18 protein-coding genes are annotated in these 18,381 nt (G+C 63.2%); 5 read left to right on the top strand and 13 right to left on the bottom strand.

Annotated elements, in window-relative coordinates:
* Positions 1 to 127 precede the first annotated feature (127 nt).
* The 6 genes from msrQ to MJ122_RS20305 form a co-directional block, all read right to left on the bottom strand.
* On the bottom strand, positions 128 to 736 hold the full coding sequence (gene msrQ, locus MJ122_RS20280) for a protein-methionine-sulfoxide reductase heme-binding subunit MsrQ (protein ID WP_239745851.1): 609 nt from the start codon (positions 734 to 736) through the stop codon (positions 128 to 130).
* Positions 736 to 1,746: a protein-methionine-sulfoxide reductase catalytic subunit MsrP gene (gene msrP, locus MJ122_RS20285; RefSeq protein ID WP_239745852.1), complete on the bottom strand. Its 1,011-nt coding sequence runs from the start codon at positions 1,744 to 1,746 to the stop codon at positions 736 to 738. Before msrP ends, msrQ begins: the two co-directional genes overlap by 1 nt.
* A gap of 58 nt (positions 1,747 to 1,804) precedes the next feature.
* The gene (gene pssA, locus MJ122_RS20290; RefSeq protein ID WP_017516328.1) at positions 1,805 to 2,629 is read right to left on the bottom strand and encodes a CDP-diacylglycerol--serine O-phosphatidyltransferase; all 825 of its coding nucleotides are present in this window, start codon (positions 2,627 to 2,629) and stop codon (positions 1,805 to 1,807) included.
* A gap of 149 nt (positions 2,630 to 2,778) precedes the next feature.
* Positions 2,779 to 3,795 (bottom strand): ketol-acid reductoisomerase, encoded by a 1,017-nt coding sequence (ilvC, locus tag MJ122_RS20295; RefSeq protein ID WP_017516327.1) that lies wholly within the window; start codon positions 3,793 to 3,795, stop codon positions 2,779 to 2,781.
* 44 nt (positions 3,796 to 3,839) lie between these two features.
* On the bottom strand, positions 3,840 to 4,331 hold the full coding sequence (ilvN, locus tag MJ122_RS20300) for an acetolactate synthase small subunit (protein ID WP_017516326.1): 492 nt from the start codon (positions 4,329 to 4,331) through the stop codon (positions 3,840 to 3,842).
* Positions 4,332 to 4,333: 2 nt separating this feature from the next.
* Positions 4,334 to 6,064 carry an acetolactate synthase 3 large subunit gene (locus MJ122_RS20305; RefSeq protein WP_088416410.1) on the bottom strand — a complete coding sequence of 577 codons (1,731 nt, stop codon included), beginning with the start codon at positions 6,062 to 6,064 and terminating at the stop codon, positions 4,334 to 4,336.
* 403 nt (positions 6,065 to 6,467) lie between these two features.
* Between MJ122_RS20305 and MJ122_RS20310 the strand changes: the two genes are divergently transcribed.
* The gene (locus MJ122_RS20310; protein WP_172419159.1) at positions 6,468 to 6,920 is read left to right on the top strand and encodes a DUF4124 domain-containing protein; all 453 of its coding nucleotides are present in this window, start codon (positions 6,468 to 6,470) and stop codon (positions 6,918 to 6,920) included.
* Positions 6,921 to 6,926: 6 nt separating this feature from the next.
* Here the strand turns inward: MJ122_RS20310 and MJ122_RS20315 are convergent, their stop codons facing one another.
* Genes MJ122_RS20315 through mrcB form a run of 3 tightly spaced genes read right to left on the bottom strand, consistent with a single transcriptional unit; the run spans position 6,927 to position 10,424 of the window.
* Complete coding sequence (locus tag MJ122_RS20315) at positions 6,927 to 7,256, bottom strand: YqcC family protein (protein ID WP_017516323.1); 330 nt, start codon at positions 7,254 to 7,256, stop codon at positions 6,927 to 6,929.
* Positions 7,256 to 8,083 (bottom strand): tetratricopeptide repeat protein, encoded by an 828-nt coding sequence (locus tag MJ122_RS20320; RefSeq protein ID WP_239745853.1) that lies wholly within the window; start codon positions 8,081 to 8,083, stop codon positions 7,256 to 7,258. Before MJ122_RS20320 ends, MJ122_RS20315 begins: the two co-directional genes overlap by 1 nt.
* A gap of 16 nt (positions 8,084 to 8,099) precedes the next feature.
* Positions 8,100 to 10,424, bottom strand: a complete 2,325-nt coding sequence (mrcB, locus tag MJ122_RS20325; RefSeq protein WP_239745854.1) for a penicillin-binding protein 1B — start codon at positions 10,422 to 10,424, stop codon at positions 8,100 to 8,102.
* Positions 10,425 to 10,639: 215 nt separating this feature from the next.
* Here mrcB and MJ122_RS20330 point away from each other — a divergent pair, with 215 nt between their 5' ends.
* The 3 genes from MJ122_RS20330 to MJ122_RS20340 all read left to right on the top strand — a co-directional run bounded on the left by MJ122_RS20330 (position 10,640) and on the right by MJ122_RS20340 (position 13,599).
* Positions 10,640 to 12,202 (top strand): bifunctional aminoglycoside phosphotransferase/ATP-binding protein, encoded by a 1,563-nt coding sequence (locus MJ122_RS20330; RefSeq protein ID WP_239745855.1) that lies wholly within the window; start codon positions 10,640 to 10,642, stop codon positions 12,200 to 12,202.
* A 219-nt stretch (positions 12,203 to 12,421) separates the two neighbouring features.
* Positions 12,422 to 12,694: a TfoX/Sxy family protein gene (locus MJ122_RS20335; RefSeq protein WP_017516319.1), complete on the top strand. Its 273-nt coding sequence runs from the start codon at positions 12,422 to 12,424 to the stop codon at positions 12,692 to 12,694.
* Between the two features lie 104 nt (positions 12,695 to 12,798).
* Positions 12,799 to 13,599, top strand: a complete 801-nt coding sequence (locus MJ122_RS20340) for a cyclic nucleotide-binding domain-containing protein (RefSeq protein ID WP_017516318.1) — start codon at positions 12,799 to 12,801, stop codon at positions 13,597 to 13,599.
* Positions 13,600 to 14,127: 528 nt separating this feature from the next.
* On the opposite strand, the gene MJ122_RS20345 is transcribed toward MJ122_RS20340, so the two are convergent.
* From MJ122_RS20345 to MJ122_RS20360, 4 genes are read right to left on the bottom strand one after another with little or no spacing between them, the layout of a single operon-like run.
* The gene (locus MJ122_RS20345) at positions 14,128 to 15,024 is read right to left on the bottom strand and encodes a ChaN family lipoprotein (protein ID WP_239745856.1); all 897 of its coding nucleotides are present in this window, start codon (positions 15,022 to 15,024) and stop codon (positions 14,128 to 14,130) included.
* An 11-nt stretch (positions 15,025 to 15,035) separates the two neighbouring features.
* Positions 15,036 to 15,803 (bottom strand): heme ABC transporter ATP-binding protein, encoded by a 768-nt coding sequence (locus MJ122_RS20350; protein ID WP_239745857.1) that lies wholly within the window; start codon positions 15,801 to 15,803, stop codon positions 15,036 to 15,038.
* On the bottom strand, positions 15,803 to 16,786 hold the full coding sequence (locus MJ122_RS20355) for an iron chelate uptake ABC transporter family permease subunit (protein ID WP_239746033.1): 984 nt from the start codon (positions 16,784 to 16,786) through the stop codon (positions 15,803 to 15,805). Before MJ122_RS20355 ends, MJ122_RS20350 begins: the two co-directional genes overlap by 1 nt.
* A 50-nt stretch (positions 16,787 to 16,836) precedes the next feature.
* Positions 16,837 to 17,727 carry an ABC transporter substrate-binding protein gene (locus MJ122_RS20360; RefSeq protein WP_239745858.1) on the bottom strand — a complete coding sequence of 297 codons (891 nt, stop codon included), beginning with the start codon at positions 17,725 to 17,727 and terminating at the stop codon, positions 16,837 to 16,839.
* A 257-nt stretch (positions 17,728 to 17,984) separates the two neighbouring features.
* Here MJ122_RS20360 and MJ122_RS20365 point away from each other — a divergent pair, with 257 nt between their 5' ends.
* Positions 17,985 to 18,320 carry a Rieske 2Fe-2S domain-containing protein gene (locus tag MJ122_RS20365; RefSeq protein WP_239745859.1) on the top strand — a complete coding sequence of 112 codons (336 nt, stop codon included), beginning with the start codon at positions 17,985 to 17,987 and terminating at the stop codon, positions 18,318 to 18,320.
* The last annotated feature ends 61 nt before the right edge of the window (positions 18,321 to 18,381 follow it).

Genomic DNA, 18,381 nt, shown 5'->3' on the forward strand with positions numbered 1-18,381 from the left:
ACCACCACTCTCAACTTCGAATCTCTGTAAGTACTTGATTTTCAAGTTCTTTCAGCGCTTCGTCGCTGGGAGTGGTGCGCATTATAGGGAGTTTAAATGGGCCGTCAACGACTAATTTAAACTTTCTTCAATTAGCTGCCAGGCGGCCTCTCAGCAGTGGCAGACGACGGGCCACCGGCGGCGTCCGTAGCAGCATCAGGATCAAGCCTATGGCTGCATAGATCGCCCAACGCTCCAGATCGGACCGCACGACCCACAGCATATGCAGCAATCCCAGACCGAGGATGACATATATCAGGCGATGCAGCTTCTTCCAGCCCGTCCCCAGCTTTCGCATGCTGTAGCGGTTGGAGGTAACGGCCAGCGACAACAGCCCCAGAAAGGCAGTGAACCCGACAATGATGTAGGGCCGCTTGCGCAATTCGATACCCAACTGCGCCCAGTCCAATCCCAGGACGAACACCGCATAGGCACTCAGGTGCAGCACTATATAGGTGAAGCACCATAGCCCAAGTTGCCGCCGGACCTGTATCCAACCACCCCAGCGAGTGATCTTCTGCAGGGGAGTCATGGCCAGGGTAATGAGCAACAGGATCAGCCCCCCCTGCCCCAGCCGGTCGACCAATGCCTTGCCCGGGTCCGGACCGAGATCGAAGATCCAAGCTTGATACAGCCAATAGAGCAGCGGCAGCAGCGCAGCCAGAAAAACTCCGGCCCGCCAGAACGGATAGCGCATCAGTAATCCTTCCTCAGGTCCATGCCCGCATAGAGCGAAGCGACTTCATCGGCGTAGCCGTTGAACATGAGAGTGGGACGAACATTGGGGCTGAATAGTCCACTGGGTAAACGACGCTCGCGCGCCTGACTCCAGCGGGGATGATCCACAGTCGGATTTACGTTGGCATAAAAGCCGTACTCGTCAGAAGCCAGGCTTTGCCAGGTGGTCTTCGGCTGCTCTTCAACGAAGCTGATCCGCACGATGGACTTGGCGCCCTTGAAACCATACTTCCACGGCACTACCAAGCGAAGCGGCGCACCGTTCTGGTTCGCCAGTACCCGGCCATACATGCCGACCGCCAATATCGCCAACGGATGCATTGCCTCGTCCATACGCAGCCCCTCCACATAGGGCCAGTCGATCAGCGCGAAGTTGGACTGCACACCCGGCATGTCCTTGCGATCCACCAGCGTTTCGAAGCGTACGTACTTCGCTTTGCTGGTCGGCTCCACGCGCTTGATCAGATCGGAAATCGGGAAGCCTATCCAGGGAATAACCATCGACCAGGCTTCGACACAGCGCAGCCGGTAGATACGCTCCTCCAGTTGATAAGGCTTGATGAAGTCCTCGAGCCCATACTTTCCGGGCTTGCCCACCTCCCCATCGATCACCACCGACCACGGCTCGGTCTTCAGGGCACCGGCATTGGCAGCGGGATCGCCCTTGTCGGGGCCGAACTCGTAGAAGTTGTTGTAGGTAGTCGCGTCCTTGAACGGTGTGATGGACTCATCTTTTACCGTTACGGCATCCCAGCGGGTAGCGGACAACTTTTCGGCCAGCCAGTACGGTGCAGGCGCCTCGGTGACATCGGCATAGCGACCGCTTTCGGCAAGACTCAGGCACGGCAATCCGGACAAAGCGGCAGCCGCCATCGCACCGCCGAGGAAGTGGCGACGGGACAGATAGAGGGATTCGGGAGTGACTTCCGATTCGTGGCAATCGGACAGGCAGGACGACTTGATCAGCATGACGGGCTCCGCAACGACTGGCTGTTATACGCCAGTAGACTGCGGAGCCCGCTGGAAATTACACGGCAGGCGGCTGCTTGCGACGGCGCAATTGCAACAAGTATTGCACCGGGCCGGAAGTGGCGTATGCAAGGAACAGCAGGAGCAGGATGCGCGGCGGATCGGTGAAGACCACGGCGAATGCCAGCACCACCACCAGAATCGCCATGAATGGCACGCGGCCACGCAGGTCGAGATCCTTGAAGCTGTAGTACTTGATATTACTGACCATCAGCATGCCGGCGGCAGCGACCATCAGCGCAACCAGCAGGGAAACCTTGGCGCCCTGCACATCGAAATCGGCGAACGCCCACACCGTACCGGCAACCAGCGCCGCCGCAGCCGGGCTGGCCAGACCGATGAAGTAGCGCTTGTCGGCCTTGCCCACCTGGGTATTGAAACGCGCCAGACGCAGTGCAGCACCCGCCACATAGATGAAGGCGACCATCCAGCCGACCTTGCCCAGGCTGCTAAGCGCCCACTCGAAGGCAACCAGCGCCGGAGCGACACCAAAGGCAACCATGTCGGACAACGAGTCGTACTCGGCACCGAAGGCACTTTGGGTATTGGTGAGGCGGGCCACGCGACCGTCCAGGCCGTCGAGGACCATGGCGACAAAGATGGCGATGGCGGCGTTGGAGAAATCGCCGTTCATGGCATTGATGATGGCGTACAGGCCGGTGAACAGTGCCGCGGTGGTGAACAGATTGGGCAGCAGGTAGATACCGCGATGACGAACCTTGCGACCCTCTGCGTCATGCCCCTCCTCGATGTGCTCATCGATAGGCAGCAGGCTTTCTTCGGTGTCGGAAGCCTTGTTCGGCTCCTCGTGACCTTCACTCATGGACGATTCCTTGAGAACTCGTTGAGGCTGAAATTCGCCGGAACACGCTAGTGCGTAGAACCATTCGGCGCCCTCGCTTTATACCAGATCACCGCCCCTAAACGAAAAAACGCGGCAAGCGCCGCGTTTCCTCGTTTGTCGAAAGGACCTTAGTTCTTGGTCTTGTCGACGATCTTGTTGGCAGCGATCCACGGCATCATGGCGCGCAGTTGCTCGCCGATGACTTCGATGCCGTGAGCGGCGTTGTTGCGGCGCTTGGCGGTCATCGACGGGTAGTTGGTGGCGCCTTCGGAGATGAACATCTTCGCGTATTCGCCGTCCTGGATGCGCTTCAGAGCATTACGCATGGCCTGACGGGATTCGGCGTTGATGACTTCCGGGCCGGTCACGTACTCGCCGTATTCGGCGTTGTTGGAGATCGAGTAGTTCATGTTGGCGATGCCGCCTTCGTACATGAGGTCAACGATCAGCTTCAGTTCGTGCAGGCACTCGAAGTAGGCCATTTCCGGAGCGTAACCGGCTTCGACCAGGGTTTCGAAACCGGCTTTCACCAGCTCGACGCAACCGCCGCACAGAACGGCCTGCTCGCCGAACAGGTCGGTTTCGGTCTCGTCCTTGAAGGTGGTTTCGATGATACCGGTACGGCCGCCGCCGACGCCGCAGGCGTAGGACAGGGCGACGTTCTTGGCATTGCCCGAAGCGTCCTGGTAGATAGCGATCAGGTCAGGGATGCCGCCGCCCTTGACGAACTCGGAGCGAACGGTGTGACCCGGGGCCTTCGGCGCGATCATGATCACGTCGAGGTCAGCGCGCGGTACGACCTGGTTGTAGTGGATGGAGAAGCCGTGAGCGAAGGCCAGGGTAGCGCCCTTCTTCAGGTTCGGCTCGATCTCGTCCTTGTACAGGCGGCCCTGGAATTCGTCCGGGGTCAGGATCATGACCAGATCGGCAGCGGCAACGGCTTCGGCCACTTCGGCAACTTTCAGGCCGTGGTTCTGAGCCTTGGCAACAGAAGAAGAACCCGCACGCAGGCCGACGGTAACGTCGACGCCGGAGTCTTTCAGGTTGCAGGCGTGGGCGTGGCCCTGGGAACCGTAACCGATGATGGCAACTTTCTTGCCCTGAACGATGGAGAGGTCACAGTCTTTATCGTAGAAAACGCGCATTTGGGTAATCCCCTGTCAGTTGGCCTCGTGGGCCGTATTTCAAATCAGATGCTGAGAGTCTTGTCGCCACGGGCAATGCCGGTGACGCCGCTGCGGACGACTTCAAGGATCGACGCGGTGCCGATGGCCTGGATGAAGCTGTCCAGCTTGTCGCTGGTACCCGCCAGCTGCACGGTGTAGACGCTGCTGGTGACGTCGACGATCTGCCCGCGGAAGATGTCGGTGGTGCGCTTGACCTCGGCGCGCTGGGCGCCGGTGGCCTTCACCTTCACCAGCATCAGCTCGCGCTCGATGTGCGCGCTCTCCGAGAGATTCACCAGTTTTACCACCTCGATGAGCTTGTTGAGGTTCTTGGTGATCTGCTCGATGACCTCATCCTGACCGGCGGTGGTCAGGGTCAGGCGCGACAGCGTCGGATCCTCGGTCGGGGCGACGGTCAGGCTTTCGATGTTGTAGTTGCGCTGGGAGAACAGACCGACCACGCGGGAGAGCGCGCCGGGTTCGTTTTCCAGCAGCAGGGAAATGATGTGTCGCATGATCAGGTACGCTCCGTCTTGCTCAGCCACATGTCGCGCATCGCACCACCGCGGATCTGCATCGGGTAGACGTGCTCGCTGGTATCGACCTGGATGTCGAGGAACACCAGGCGATTCTTCATCGCGAAGGCTTCTTCCATCATCGGTTTCAGGTCCTTCAGGTCGGTGATGCGCATGCCGACGTGGCCATACGCTTCAGCCAGCTTGACGAAGTCCGGCAGCGATTCCATGTAGGAGTGCGAATAACGGCTGTTGTACTGCATGTCCTGCCATTGGCGGACCATGCCCAGCGCACCGTTGTTCAGGTTGACGATCTTCACCGGCAGGTCGTACTGCAGGCAGGTGGACAGCTCCTGGATGTTCATCTGGATGCTGCCTTCACCGGTCACGCAGGCGACGTCGGCTTCGGGGAAGTTCAGCTTCACGCCCATGGCAGCCGGGAAGCCGAAGCCCATGGTGCCCAGGCCGCCGGAGTTGATCCAGCGATTGGGCTTGTTGAAGCGGTAGTACTGCGCCGCGAACATCTGGTGCTGGCCCACGTCGGAAGCGACGAAAGCATCACCGTGGGTGACCTCGCAGAGAGTCTCGATCACGGTCTGCGGCTTGATGATGCTGCCGTCGCCCATGTTGTACGGGAACAGGCCACGACTGCCGCGCCATTCCTCGATCTGCTTCCACCAGGCAGCCTGGGCTTCCTTGTTCGGGGTCTCGCCGATTTCCTTGAGGATCGCGACCATTTCGGTCAGGACACTGTCCACCGGGCCGACGATCGGGATGTCGGCCTTCACGGTCTTGGAGATCGAAGCCGGGTCGATGTCGACGTGGATGATCTTGGCGTTCGGGCAGAACTTGGCAGCGGTCTCGCCGTTGATCACGCGATCGTCGAACCGTGCACCGACGGCGAAGATCACGTCAGCGTGGTGCATCGCGAGGTTCGCGGTGTAGCTGCCGTGCATGCCGAGCATGCCGACGAACTGGCGGTCGGTACCCGGATAGCCACCCAGCCCCATCAGGGTGTTGGTGACCGGCACGTTGAGCATGCGCGCGACTTCGGTCAACGGCTCGGCGGCATTGCCCATGATCACGCCACCACCGGCGTAGATGATCGGGCGCTTGGCGGCCAGCATCATCTCGGCGGCCTTGCGGATCTGACCGGAGTGGCCACGGACCGCCGGGCTGTAGGAGCGCAGCTTGACCTTCTTCGGGTAGTTGTACTCGAACTTCTGGGTCGGATCGCCCATGTCCTTCGGAATATCGATCACCACCGGGCCGGGACGGCCGGACTGGGCGATATAGAAGGCCTTCTTGATGACCTCAGGGATCTCCGACGGGTGCTTGATGATGAAGCTGTGCTTCACGATCGGACGCGAGATACCGACCATGTCGGTTTCCTGGAAGGCGTCGGTGCCGACCATGTTGCTCGCCACCTGGCCGGAGATCACCACCATCGGGATGGAGTCCATGTAGGCAGTGGCGATGCCGGTGACGGCATTGGTCGCGCCGGGACCGGAGGTCACCAGCACCACGCCCGGCTTGCCGGTGGCGCGCGCATAGCCGTCGGCCATGTGGGTGGCGGCCTGTTCGTGGCGAACCAGGATGTGGGTGACTTCGTTCTCTTTGAAGAGAGCGTCGTAGATATGCAGGAGGGCACCGCCCGGGTACCCGTAGATGTACTTAACGCCTTCGTCACGCAGGGAGCGGACGACCATTTCAGCGCCGGATAAAAGTTCCACGTTGTCACCTCTAGAACGCTATATACGGAAACCCCCAACGTGGGGGACCGACTTGGATGGCTGCCCGGCAGACATGGGCGAATGTAATCGCCGGCTACGTCGACTGCCGATAGAGCAGAACCTGGAGACGCTCCTGTTTGTGTTACGGAGAGCCTCCACCCAGCGCGAGGTAACGCGAAACAGGGTGAAACTTTGCGGCGCGGGTAGCACCTCTTGTCTGCCGAGTAAAACCAGCTTGCGGCCGGCCCACTGCAGCGAACCTTGGATTCTTCTGAAACGAGGCGGGCAAGTCAAGCCATATATGGCTTTGAATGACGCGGGGATGTGAACTTTCTCAGAGTGAATACGCGCACGTTTTGGTTATAGTTACCGGCAGACTCCGCACCCCAAGGACCGACAACGCATGCGACGGACGATTTTCATGGGCAGCCTGCTGCTCGCACTGGCACCGACCGTGATGGCCGCGCAGGTCTACAAATGGGTCGACGCCCAGGGCGTCACCCACTTCGGCGCTCAGCCGCCCGAAGGCACCGATGCCGCAACGGTGAACACCAACTCCGCACCACCCAAGGCCAGCAGCAACTTCCCGCCGCCTGCCGCCACCAAGCCGACGCTTCCGCCCAGCGCGGACGAAAAGCAGAAGGCCGCCGATGAAAAGGTCCGCCAGGAAGTGGCGCAGCAGGAAGCCGAGCGCCTCAAGCAGTGCGACAAGCTGCGTAATGATGTAGCTCAGTTGAAGAACAACCCGCGCATCCGCGTGGATGACGGCAATGGCGAGCTGCGCCGGATCACTGAAGAAGAGCGCCAGGCGCGCATCGCGGGCAGCGAGAAGAGTATCCGCGAGAACTGCAACTGACGCCCCTCAGGGCGCCGGGCTGATCAACTGATCGAAGGCGCCCAGCGCGTCCAGCAGCGCAGCAACGCGCGCGCCTTCGTTGGCATACGCCATTTCCGCGATGGCGCGGATGCCCGAAGCACTGGGCAGGTCTGCGCCGCTCTCGATGATCAACTTCATCCGCGGCAGGAAGATCCACTGCAGCCATTCTTCCAGCGCCAGCGTATCCACGCAGAAGGGCTCGACGCTGGAAAGCCTGTCCGTCGACGGGCTTTCGCTTCCCCACATCCCGATTGCACGCAGCTCCCGCTCGATCAGCAGCAACTGGTCGGCGATGGCGAGCACGCGCCCGTCCATCAGAGGGTTACCTTGGCTTTCTGGCGCGCTTCGGCTGCACCAGCGGCGTTACCCTGCTGGTCACGGCACTTGGCGATCAAGTCCCACAGGCTGGCCTGCATGGTCGGGCGACCGTTGGCCAGCGACAAGCCACGCAGCGCGACCTGTTCGGCTTGCGCGGCATCGCCCTGGGCCAGACGAACCTGGGCCAGCTTGTAGAGCACCTGCGGCTCCCGAGGAGCGATGCGCTGGGCACGCTCCAAGCTCGCGGCAGCGCCGTTCAGATCACCACCGCCCTGCTGCTGCGAGGCGGAGGTCAGCAGCGCAAGCACAGGACCATCCAGTTGCTCGTCCGCCGCCAGGCCGGAATTGCTGGACGGAATCCCTGACGGCCCCTGGTAGCTGCTGCCCTGTTTCGCCGGGGCGGTCTGTTGCGTCTGGTAGACCGGCTGCTGGTAGGTCTGCGACTGGAAGCCACCGCTGGAGGTGATGCCGCCGCTGGTAGAGATCGGCTGCTGCGAGGAATAAGGCGAGCCGGTGCCGCCCGGCGCCGTGGTCATCGGCGCGGTGCTGATAGGCGCGGCGCCGGTCTGTGCCGGGAAGGTCTGGATCGGCGCCATGCCGGCATCCTGCGGCACCATCACGGTCACGCCGGAGTCCCCCTGGGGGATGCTCTGGCCTGCGCCGGCACGTACCGGCGCCTGGGCGTTGCCACCGCTGCGGCCGACACGTTCCGAGTTGGAAACGGAGGTACCGGAGTCCTGCACGGGAATCGCACCGTGCTGCGGAGTCGCACAACCGGACAGAAGCGCCAGAGTCGCCGACGCTGCAAACCAAGCTTTTCTCACTTCCAATCCTCTTGCATCAGTTCAGCCAGCCGCGCACCCAGTCCATGACTTCGCCGGCCGGCGTCTGGTTTCCGCAACCTGCGCCAGGCGCAGGCTCGCTTCCACGAATATAAGGCATCTGCACGGCCCCTGGGCAGCTGGCATCAGTGCCCTGTCCGGTATGCGGATCAACCCAGGCCTGTACGACGTTTTCCGGCATCGGCATGTCCAGCGGCGCGGGGTCGGCCTTGCGCATGAAACTGGTCCAGATCTGCAGCGCGCCGGTGGCGCCGGTCAGCGGCGTCTTGCCGTTGTCGTCGCGGCCGATCCACACCACTGCCAGCAGGTCCTGACCGAAACCGGAGAACCAGCTGTCGCGGGAATCGTTGGTGGTACCGGTCTTGCCCGCCAGCGTCAGGGACGCCGGCAGCTGGTTGTAGACCGAGCGACCGGTACCTTCGCGCATCACGCGCTGCATGGCGCTCTGCAGCAGGTAGATGGCACCCGGATCGAAGCGCTGCTGGACCTGGAACGGATAGCGCTTGAGCGGCTGCCCGTCGGCCGCCAGCACGCTGCGAATACTGCGCAGCGGCGTATTGAAACCACCGCTGGCGATGGTCTGGTACATGGTCGCCACCTGCATCGGGCTCAGCGCCCCGGCCCCCAGCAGCATCGACGGATAGGCCGGCCAGTTCGGCGACACGCCCAGGCGCTCCAGCGTCTTCAGGACGTTCGGCACGCCCAGGTCGAGACCCAGTCTGGCGGTGGACAGGTTCAGCGAACGGGCCAACCCCTGGTAGAGGAAGATGGTGCCGTTGGCGGTGCCTTCGTAGTTCTTTGGCGTCCAGACCTGGCCATCCTTGCCCTTCACCTGGAACGGCTGGTCCTGGATGTAACTGGTCAGGGTGTACTGGCTCGGTTTCTCAAGAGCGGTCAGGTAGACCGCCGGCTTGACCAGCGAGCCGATCGGCCGCACCGCGTCGATGGCTCGGTTGAAGCCCGCAAAGCGCGGGTCGCGGCTGCCGAGCAATGCCTGAATCTCACCGGTTTCCGGATTGGTCACGACCATCGCGGTTTCGGTTTCAGCGACGCCCTTGCGCCCTTCCAGGCGCTTGAAGGTTTCGCTGACGGCGGATTCGGCCTTCATCTGCAGGATGGGGTCGAAGCTGGTGAAGATGCGCAGGCCTTCCTCGGTCAGGTCCTCGTCGCGGTAATCCTCGCGCAGCTGACGCTTCACCAGATCGAGGAAGGCCGGGTAGGAGCTGTTGGCCATGCTGCCCTGGCGGGTCACACCCAGCGGCGCCTGCTTGGCGGCAGCGGCTTCGTCGACACTGATCACGCCCTGCTCGGCGAGCACGTCGAGCACCACGTTGCGGCGCTCCAGCGCGCGCTCCGGGTTGCGCCGCGGGTTGTAGTAGGAAGGCCCCTTCACCATGCCGACCAGCAAGGCCACCTGCGGCAGCTTCAGCTCCGACAGTGGCTGGCTGAAGAAGTATTGGCTGGCGAGGCCGAAGCCGTTCACCGAGCGCTGGCCGTCCTGACCGAGGAACACCTCGTTGAGGTAACCCTCGAGGATTTCGCGCTTGTCGTAATGCAGCTCCAGCAGCACCGCCATCATGGCTTCGGTGAGTTTGCGCGACAGGCTGCGTTCGTTGGTCAGGAAGAAGTTCTTCACCAACTGCTGGGTCAGCGTACTGCCGCCCTGGCGCAACTGCCCGGCGCTGGCGTTGACCCATACGGCACGGGCAATGGACTTGACCGATACCCCGTGATGGCTCCAGAAGTCGCGGTCCTCCACGGCAACCAGGGTATCGATCAGGTACGGCGGCACCTGGTCGAGCTTGATCAGGATGCGGTCTTCATTGTGCGCCGGGTACAGGCCGCCGATCAGCAGCGGCTCCATGCGTGCAACCGCCAGGTCGCCGCCGTTGGCGCGGCTCAGGCCGGCGACGTAATTGCCCGAGAAGCGCACACGAATGCGCTGCGCGGGTTCGGCGCCCTCATAGAACTGGAAGCCGCGGGTGTTGAGGTCGACCGCATTGCCGGCCACCGACACGGCGCCGGGACCGGCCACCGTGGCTTCACGGCGATAGCCCAAGGCGTCCAGCTCACGCAGGAAATCGTCCTTGCCCAGTTTCAGGCCGACGAACAGCTCCAGCGGGCGGGCGTACACCTTGGCGGGAATGGTCCAGCGCTTGCCGGAGAATTTCTCCTGGACAACCGCATCGAGGTACACGGCAAAACCGGCCAGCACCACTACGCCAACCAGGCCGAGCTTGAGTGCCCAGCCCAGCCACTTGCGTATGGCAGGCGACGATTTGCCGCTTTTTTTACGGGATTTGGAAGATCGGGGACGCGTCATGGCGGCGCATTATACGTACTTTATCCACAGGGGACAGACGCCACTCCAGTGGGCGTCCGGGCTTGATGCGAACTGCCGCGCATCTCGCGGAAACGGCAGTGGCCGAGCTATGACCCCGACATGGCCATTTGGTTGCCGGGAGGCCGCAGAGTTTGCACCTGCCGACCCAGCCGCCATAATGCCCACCTCAAAAAATCGACCGGAAAGGACATCACGTGAGCCAGACCTTACTCGCAGCCCTGCAGAACCCCGCCCTTTTCCCCCATCCGGTCGGCGGTTTCCGGGTCATCGAAACCCACATTTCCTGGGTGCTGCTCACTGGTGCCTACGTCTACAAGATCAAGAAGCCGGTGAATTTCGGCTTCCTCGACTTCACCGACCTCGCTCAGCGCAAGCACTTCTGCGAGGAAGAACTGCGCCTTAACCAGCGCCTGACCGATGGCCTGTACCTCGACGTGATCGCCATTACCGGCAGCGAGTCCGCTCCGCAGCTGGGCGGTGACGGTCCGGCCATCGAGTACATGATCCAGTGCCGCGAATTCCCGCAGAGCCAACTGCTCAGCGAAGTGCAAGCCCGCGGAGAACTGGGCGCCGAGCATATCGACGGCCTGGCCAAGCAGATCGCCGATTTCCACCTGCGCACCCCGGTCGTCCCTGCCGCGCACCCGCTGGGTACGCCCGAAGCCTGCATGGCGCCGGTACGGCAGAACTTCGAACAGATCCGCCCGATGCTTTCGGACAAGGCCGACCTGCTGCAACTCGACGCCCTGCAAGCCTGGGCCGAGTCCAGCTTCGAGCGCCTGCATGGCGTGTTCGAGCAGCGCAAGGCGAACGGCTTCATCCGCGAATGCCACGGCGACATCCACCTGGGTAACGCCGCGATCATCGATGGCAAGGTCGTGCTGTTCGACTGCATCGAGTTCAACGAGCCGTTCCGCTTCACCGACGTCACCGCCGACTACGCCTTCCTCGCCATGGACCTGGAAGACCGCGGCCTGAAGTGTCTGTCGCGACGCTTCGTCAGCCAGTACCTGGAATACACCGGCGACTACCAGTCGCTGGCACTGCTGAACTTCTACAAGGCCTACCGTGCCCTGGTCCGCGCCAAGATCGCGCTGTTCAGCCTGGCGCACCAGACCGACGCCGTGCAGAAGGCCGCCACCCTGCGCCAGTACTGCAATTACGCCAACCTCGCGGAAAGCTACAGCGCCATCCCGTCGCGCTTCCTGGCCGTGACCCAGGGCGTTTCGGCGGTCGGCAAGAGCCAGGTCGCGTTGCGCCTGGTGGAAGCGCTGGGCGCCATTCGCCTGCGCTCGGACGTGGAGCGCAAGCGCCTGTTCGGCGAGCAGAAAGTCGATCAGCAAGGTCAGCTCAAGGGCGGCATCTACGACGCCGACGCCACCCGCGCGACCTACCAGCGCCTGAACGAGCTGGCGGTGGACATCCTGCGCGCCGGCTACCCCGTCGTTCTGGACGCGACCTTCCTCAAGCGCGAGCAGCGCGCTGCCGCGTGGGAAATCGCCGAGGAAACCGGCGTGCCCTTCCTCATCCTCGACTGCCAGGCACCTGAAGCGGTGATCGCTGGCTGGCTGGCGCAGCGCCAGAGCGAAGGCAGCGACCCGTCCGACGCGACCCTGGAAGTCATCCAGGCGCAACTGGCCAGTCGCGACGAGCTCAGTGCCGAGGAGCAGCAGCACAGCAAGCGTGTGGACACGCCCGACGCTGCCAGCCTCGATGCCCTGGTCGCCAGCATCCGCCAGCGCCTGCCCGGCCTCTGATCCACTGCCTATTGGCCGGGGTCGCCCTGTGCGACGCCCGGCCAATGGCTACACCGCCCGGCCGACTTCCACGACCTTGCCCTGCCCCGCATTCTCGGCGATATCACAAAGCCACGTTTTTCCCAGCCACCGCTACACTTCCTGTGTGTCCGGCCGCTACGAGCAGTTCTCGGCCCCTTCAAGACCTGGCACCCATCGCGCCCATCGCAAGGACAGACGATGAACGACGAACTGCTGCACCTGAAGAACCTAGGCAAGACCTCCGCCCAATGGCTGCACGCCGTTGGCATCCACAGCGCCAGCGACCTGCGTCGCCTGGGGGCGGTCGGCGCGTACCGGGCCGTGCGAGCACGGGGCTTCCGCGCGTCGAAGGTGCTGCTCTATGCCATCGAAGGCGCGCTACTGGACGTTCACTGGAACGACCTGCCCGCTGCGCACAAGGCCGCCCTTCTTGGCGAGTTAGAGACATTTCCCGCGCGTAACAAGAGCTAGCTCACAAGCTCTGTGGGAAAATGTTTACGCAAGGTGCCTGTCCGCTTATGGTCTCAGGGCCCTTCGTGCGCCCTCGATCGCCGCCATATCAAGGAATTACGGCCATGTACCTACTCGGTGAACAACCTGCTTACGCCGATCGCCTGATCAATCGCCTGCAGGGCATTCCGGCGCAATTGCTCGCCGGCCTGGAACCCGCTGGCGAGGCCATCCGCCTGGAGCGTTCCGACGATCTGGAAGGCGAGCTGCCCGGCAAGCACCTGTTCCTCATCGAGAACGGCCTGGTCCATGCCCTGGTGGATGAACGCCCGCTGTTCTACCTGCAGGAAGGCGACCTGGTCGGCTTGCGCCAGGGTATCGAACTGCCGCCCTGCCGCTACGTCAGCGAAGAGCCGCTGTGCCTGATCCCCTATTCGCGCAGCGAAGTGTTTCGCCATATCCACGACCACGAACAGCGTCAGGAGCAGTTCCTGCACTACCTGATCGGCCACACCGCCCTGCTATCGGATGCCCTGGCGCATCTCAAGCAGCCGGAGATTCGCCCGGCCACCGGATTCCAGCACTTTGCCGCCGGCGCCCAGCTGATCCAGCAGGGTGACGATGCCGAGCATGTGTTCATCATCATCGAGGGCCACGCCGAAGCCTTCGTCGACGGGCAGAAGGTTGGCGATGTGCAGAAGGACGAGATCTTCGGCGCCATGGCCGTGTTCACCCGCGAGAAGCGTAGCGCCTCGGTGATCGCCAGCGAGCCATGCACCGTGATGGTGATCCCCAAGGACCAGTTCCTCAGCCTGATGCAGAGCAACCCGCGCATTGCCCACAGCCTCATCGAAGGCATGGCGCGTCGCATCGACCTGCTGAACAAGGAAGTCACCCAGCTGCGGCTGCAACGCCAGCCCGACTGATCCGCTTTCTTGCGAAAAGCCCGGCCCAGCGCCGGGCTTTTTCGTTGACGCAGGGCGAATTTCGCAGGCGAGAAAAAATCCGCAGAAAAGAGGTTGACTCTCAAATGATAATGATTATTATTGAGTCATCTGGTCGCGAGGCCAGATCGATAACCTCAAGAGGCCACGCAGTCGGACTCTTCAGATTATCTCCTCATCAGGCTAATCACGGTTTCGACCCGGCACTTTTGCCGGGTCTTTTTTTTGCCTCGATTTTTTCCTCCGCGCAGCGACTTCCTGGCCACCGAAAAATTCTTCGGATAGTGCGAAGAAAAGGTGTTGACTCTCAAATGATAATGGTTATTATTACATCGCTGGCTACGAGGCCAGTAGGATAAGCTCGAGAGACCACGCAGTCGGACTCTTCAGATTATCTCCTCATCAGGCTAATCACGGTTTGGACCCGGCACTTTGCCGGGTCTTTTTTTGCCCGCGATTTTCGGCGCCGCCGTCATTCACACCCCCCTGAAAAAGGACCTTTCGGCCCTTTCAATTGCTGCCGCGCATCTGCGCACAGTAATCCTTCGGCGGCTGCCCCGGTGTGTACCAGACAAAATCCGCTTGCGCCGGCTCCACCGCCCTGCCTACTTCCGCCAGCATCACCACCTTCAGCCCTTGAGCGGCATCCAGGTCCTGCAAATGCAGAGGAACGCCGAGATCGCGGCGCGCATGGAAGCCGCCGGCAATCAGCAGGGCAGGTTCTGGCGCGGCCTTCAAGCGCTCGGCCAGGCGCCGGTCACGTTGTTGTTGCACGGCCAGCATCGCCGGCAGCTGGCTGTCCGGCAGTAGGCCACAATGGGAATCACGGATGTCCTGCAGCAGTGCATCGCGCACCGGAGCGGCCGTGGAGGCTGGTCCCTGCAATTGGGGCTTGCTCCGGTAGATGTCCACGACCTCGCTGCGATCCAGATTGGCCGCCAGCAGCGGCGGCGGCTGTTTCACCAACCAGGTCACCAACGGACCGTACTGCGACCAATCCCAGCCCGGCTGCCAGTGCAGCGCACCGATCAGGTCGATCGGCGTAGCGCCCTTTGCCGCCGCAGACTGGACAGCGGCGACAGCGCCCTGCTGATCAGGGTTGAGCATCTCCAGTAGCACGCTGCCACTCGGACGGCGCTCGGCCAGTGCGCGCGCCAGCCAGAGCTCGAGTGCATGGTGATCGGGGTTGTCGTGCTGCTCGCCGACTATCACCCGCTGTGCGGCAGCCAGTTGATCGAGCAGTTGTGCCGGCGAAAGCCGTTCACCGCTGCGCAAGTCGCGGATCACGCCCAGCTCGGCACTGTCGCGCCCGTCCGGACTCTGCCAGACCGGCAGCGGCGGCGCCGCCACCTGACTCTGGCAGGCGGCCAGGAAAGCCAGCAGCGGGACCAGCAGGACCTTGTTCATGGCGACTCCTTTCAGCGCGCGATGATCAGCGGATGGCCGCGTTCCGGATGCTCCTGCACCAGCACCTCGAGGCCGAAGACCGTGCGCAGCGGCTCGGCCTGCAGCACTTCGTGCGGCGTGCCGAGCAGATGCGCGCGCGCCTCGTGCAGCAGCAACAGGCGATCACAGTATCGCGCCGCCAGGTTCAAGTCGTGCAGGATCACCAGCACCGCCGCGCCGCGCCCGGCGAAATCACGCACCGCCTGCAGCGTGGTGTGCTGGTGCAGCGGGTCGAGGGCCGAGGTCGGCTCATCCAGCAGCAGCACCTGCTCCGTTCCTCCCGGCCAGAGTTGCGCCAGCACGCGGGCAAGGTGGACCCGCTGGCGTTCACCGCCGGAGAGCGCCAGGTAGCTGCGCCCGGCCAGGTGCGAGGCGTCGGCGGCGGCCATGGCTTCGCGGATGATTTCCTCGTCGCGCTGACGGCCACTAGCGTGGGGCAAGCGCCCGAAACCCACTACGGCCTCAACGGGGAACGCGAAGCTCAGCGAGGAAGATTGCGGCAGTACGGCCAGCCGGCGGGCTCGCTCGGTACCTTGCCAGGACTCCAGCGGGCGACCGTCGAGATTCACCGATCCACCGGCCAGCGGCAGCTCACCGTTCATCGCGCCGAGCAGGGTGCTCTTGCCCGCACCGTTAGGACCGAGGACGCCGAGCACTTCGCCCGGCTGCAGCGTCACGCTCACCTCCTGCAGGACGGTCTGCGTGCCGCGCTTCACCAGCAGCTTGTCTGCACACAGCATCAGCAACGCCCCCGGATCAGCAGGTAAAGGAAGAACGGGGCGCCGATCAGCGCGGTAACGATGCCGATCGGCAGTTCCGCCGGCGCCAACGCCAGCCGCGCGATCAGGTCGGCGAGTAGCAGCAGGATTGCACCTCCGAACATCGAGGCTGGCAGCAGAACGCGATGATCCGGGCCGACGATCAGGCGCAGCAGGTGCGGCACCACCAGACCGATGAAGCCGATCATCCCGGCGGCGGCCACTGCCGCCCCAACGCCCAGCGCGGTGCAAAGGATCAGTTCGACTTTCAGCCGCTCGACATCGAAGCCCAGGTGACGCGCTTCGGATTCGCCCAGCAGCATCGCATTCAAGGCATTCGCCCGGCGCGGCAGCCAGCAGGCCACCAGCAGGGTGATCAGCAGCAGCGGCCACAGCCGCGGGTAGCTCGCGCCATTAAGGCTGCCGAGGTTCCAGAACGTCAGCGTACGCAGCGTGGCGTCATCCGCGAGATAGGTGAAGAGGCCGATCAGCGCCCCCGCCAGCGCGGTCAGTGCGACGCCGGCGAGCAGCATGGTCGCCACGCTGGTCTGGCTGTTATGACGCCCTAAGCGGTAAACCAGCGCCGTTATCAGCAGGCCGCCAGTAAAGGCGCATGCAGACAGCAGGTAAGGAGCCAAAGCCTCCGGCAAGCCACCGAAGGACGCACCGAAGACAATGGCGATCGCAGCCCCCAGCGCGGCGCCGCTGGAAACACCGATCAGGCCGGGATCGGCCAGCGGGTTGCGGAACAGCCCCTGCATCGCCACGCCAGCCAGAGCCAGCACACCGCCGGTAGCTATACCCAGCAGGGTACGCGGCAGTCGAATCTGCCCGACGATCAACTCGGCCTGACCAAGACCATCAACGGAGACGGGCAACCCGAGCATGTACGCCAGCGCGCGTAGCGTATCGCCCAGCGGCAAACTCACCGGCCCGAGAGCCAGCGAGAGCCAGACGACCAGCAGCAGGAGGAAACCGAGGAACAGAAACAGCGGTCGAGCGGTAACGATCCGGGTCAAGGACGACTTTCCGTGTTCAGGGCCTGGGCGGAAGGATAAAAGGCCCGGGAGAGGCTAGCCAGCCCGTCGGGGATGCGCGGCCCCAGGCCACCGACCAGCAGGGTCGGGTCAAGCACCAGCACGCGGCCGTCACGCAGCGCGCGGGTCGACGCCAGCCCGGGGTTCTGCCGGGTCAGAGCGGCGCGGGCCTGGTCACCGTCCAGGGCGCGATCACTGAGCACCAGCACCTGCGGGTTCAGCGCGGCGAGGGCTTCGGTCGACAGCGCCCTGTAACCACTGTGGGTCGCCAGGTTCCGGCCGCCGGCGTGCTGGATCAGCCAGTCACCGGAAGTGTCCTGCCCGGCCGCCAGCAGATTGCCTCCGGCGTGCCCGACCAGCAGAACGACGCCGGGCTCGGTTTGTGCGGATTGGGCCTTCTTCACCCAGGCGCTGTGGGCGACGAGGCGTGCGTCGAAGTCGGTCGCCATCTGCCTGGCCCTGTCCGGCGCACCGAGCAGTTCGCCCAGGCGCTGAAGGGTGTCGCGCAGGGTGTTCTCATCAGCCTTGGCCGACAGGGTCTCGATCCGCACACCAGCAGCACGCAATTGTTGCAGCACCGGTGGCGGCCCCATCTCTTCGCTGCCCAGCAGGATGTCCGGCTTCAACTCGAGGATGCCTTCGGCGGTCAGTTGCCGCTGGTAGCCAATCTTCGGCAGTGCTTGGAGCGATGCGGGGTGCAGGCTGGTGGTGTCGACACCCACCAGCTTGGCCTCGCCACCCAGGGCGACGCCCCATTCGCTCAACGAGCCGCCCGCGCTCACCCAGCGTTGCGGCAACGGTTCGGCCAAGGCGCTAGTGGCAGCGATGCAGAGGCCGGCCAGCAGCGCGCGTGCAGTCAGGGTATTCATCGCAGTTTTCCTCGCTCGAAGGGGCCGCGGCGCCGCGGCATGGGCGAACCTTGCCACAGGAAAATCCTGAAATCTATTTGATAATTATTTGCATTAAATTCCGACCAAGCTTAAGGTCTGTGCCGTTTTCGAAGCAACGCATTCGCTCAGCGTCGAACAGCACGACTTCAGCACACGGAGGTGCGCCCTCTTCCGGTGTCGACGTCGCCGCGCGGATAATGTCCGCCTGTGATGCCGTACCCGAATGGAAAAACCGCATGATCCTGCTCTGCGCCCCGCATGAACTGGCTGAAGGCCAGAGCCGGGGCTTCAAGGCCGCTGGCCTGAACCTCTTCGCCGTGCGCCGCCGGGGTCGCGTCTACGCCTATCGCAACAGCTGCCCGCATCGGGAGATCCCGCTGGGCTACGATGCCGAGCAGTATCTCGATGGCAGCGGCCGCCTGCTGCAATGCGGCCACCATGGCGCACTCTTCCTGATCGAGACCGGCGAGTGCATCCAGGGGCCGTGCCTGGGGGATGTGCTTGAGGCGCTGCCCTGTCGGGAGGATGAGCAAGGTATCTGGCTGGAAGCGCCGGTCGGCGCTCACGGGTAACACGGATTTCGGACGGGTTCGCGAACAAGCTCGCTCCTACGAAGAGTCCCTGGGTGTGTGC

The sequence above is a fragment of the Pseudomonas sp. DP-17 genome (assembly GCF_022380625.1).
Lineage (GTDB): Bacteria > Pseudomonadota > Gammaproteobacteria > Pseudomonadales > Pseudomonadaceae > Pseudomonas > Pseudomonas nitroreducens_A.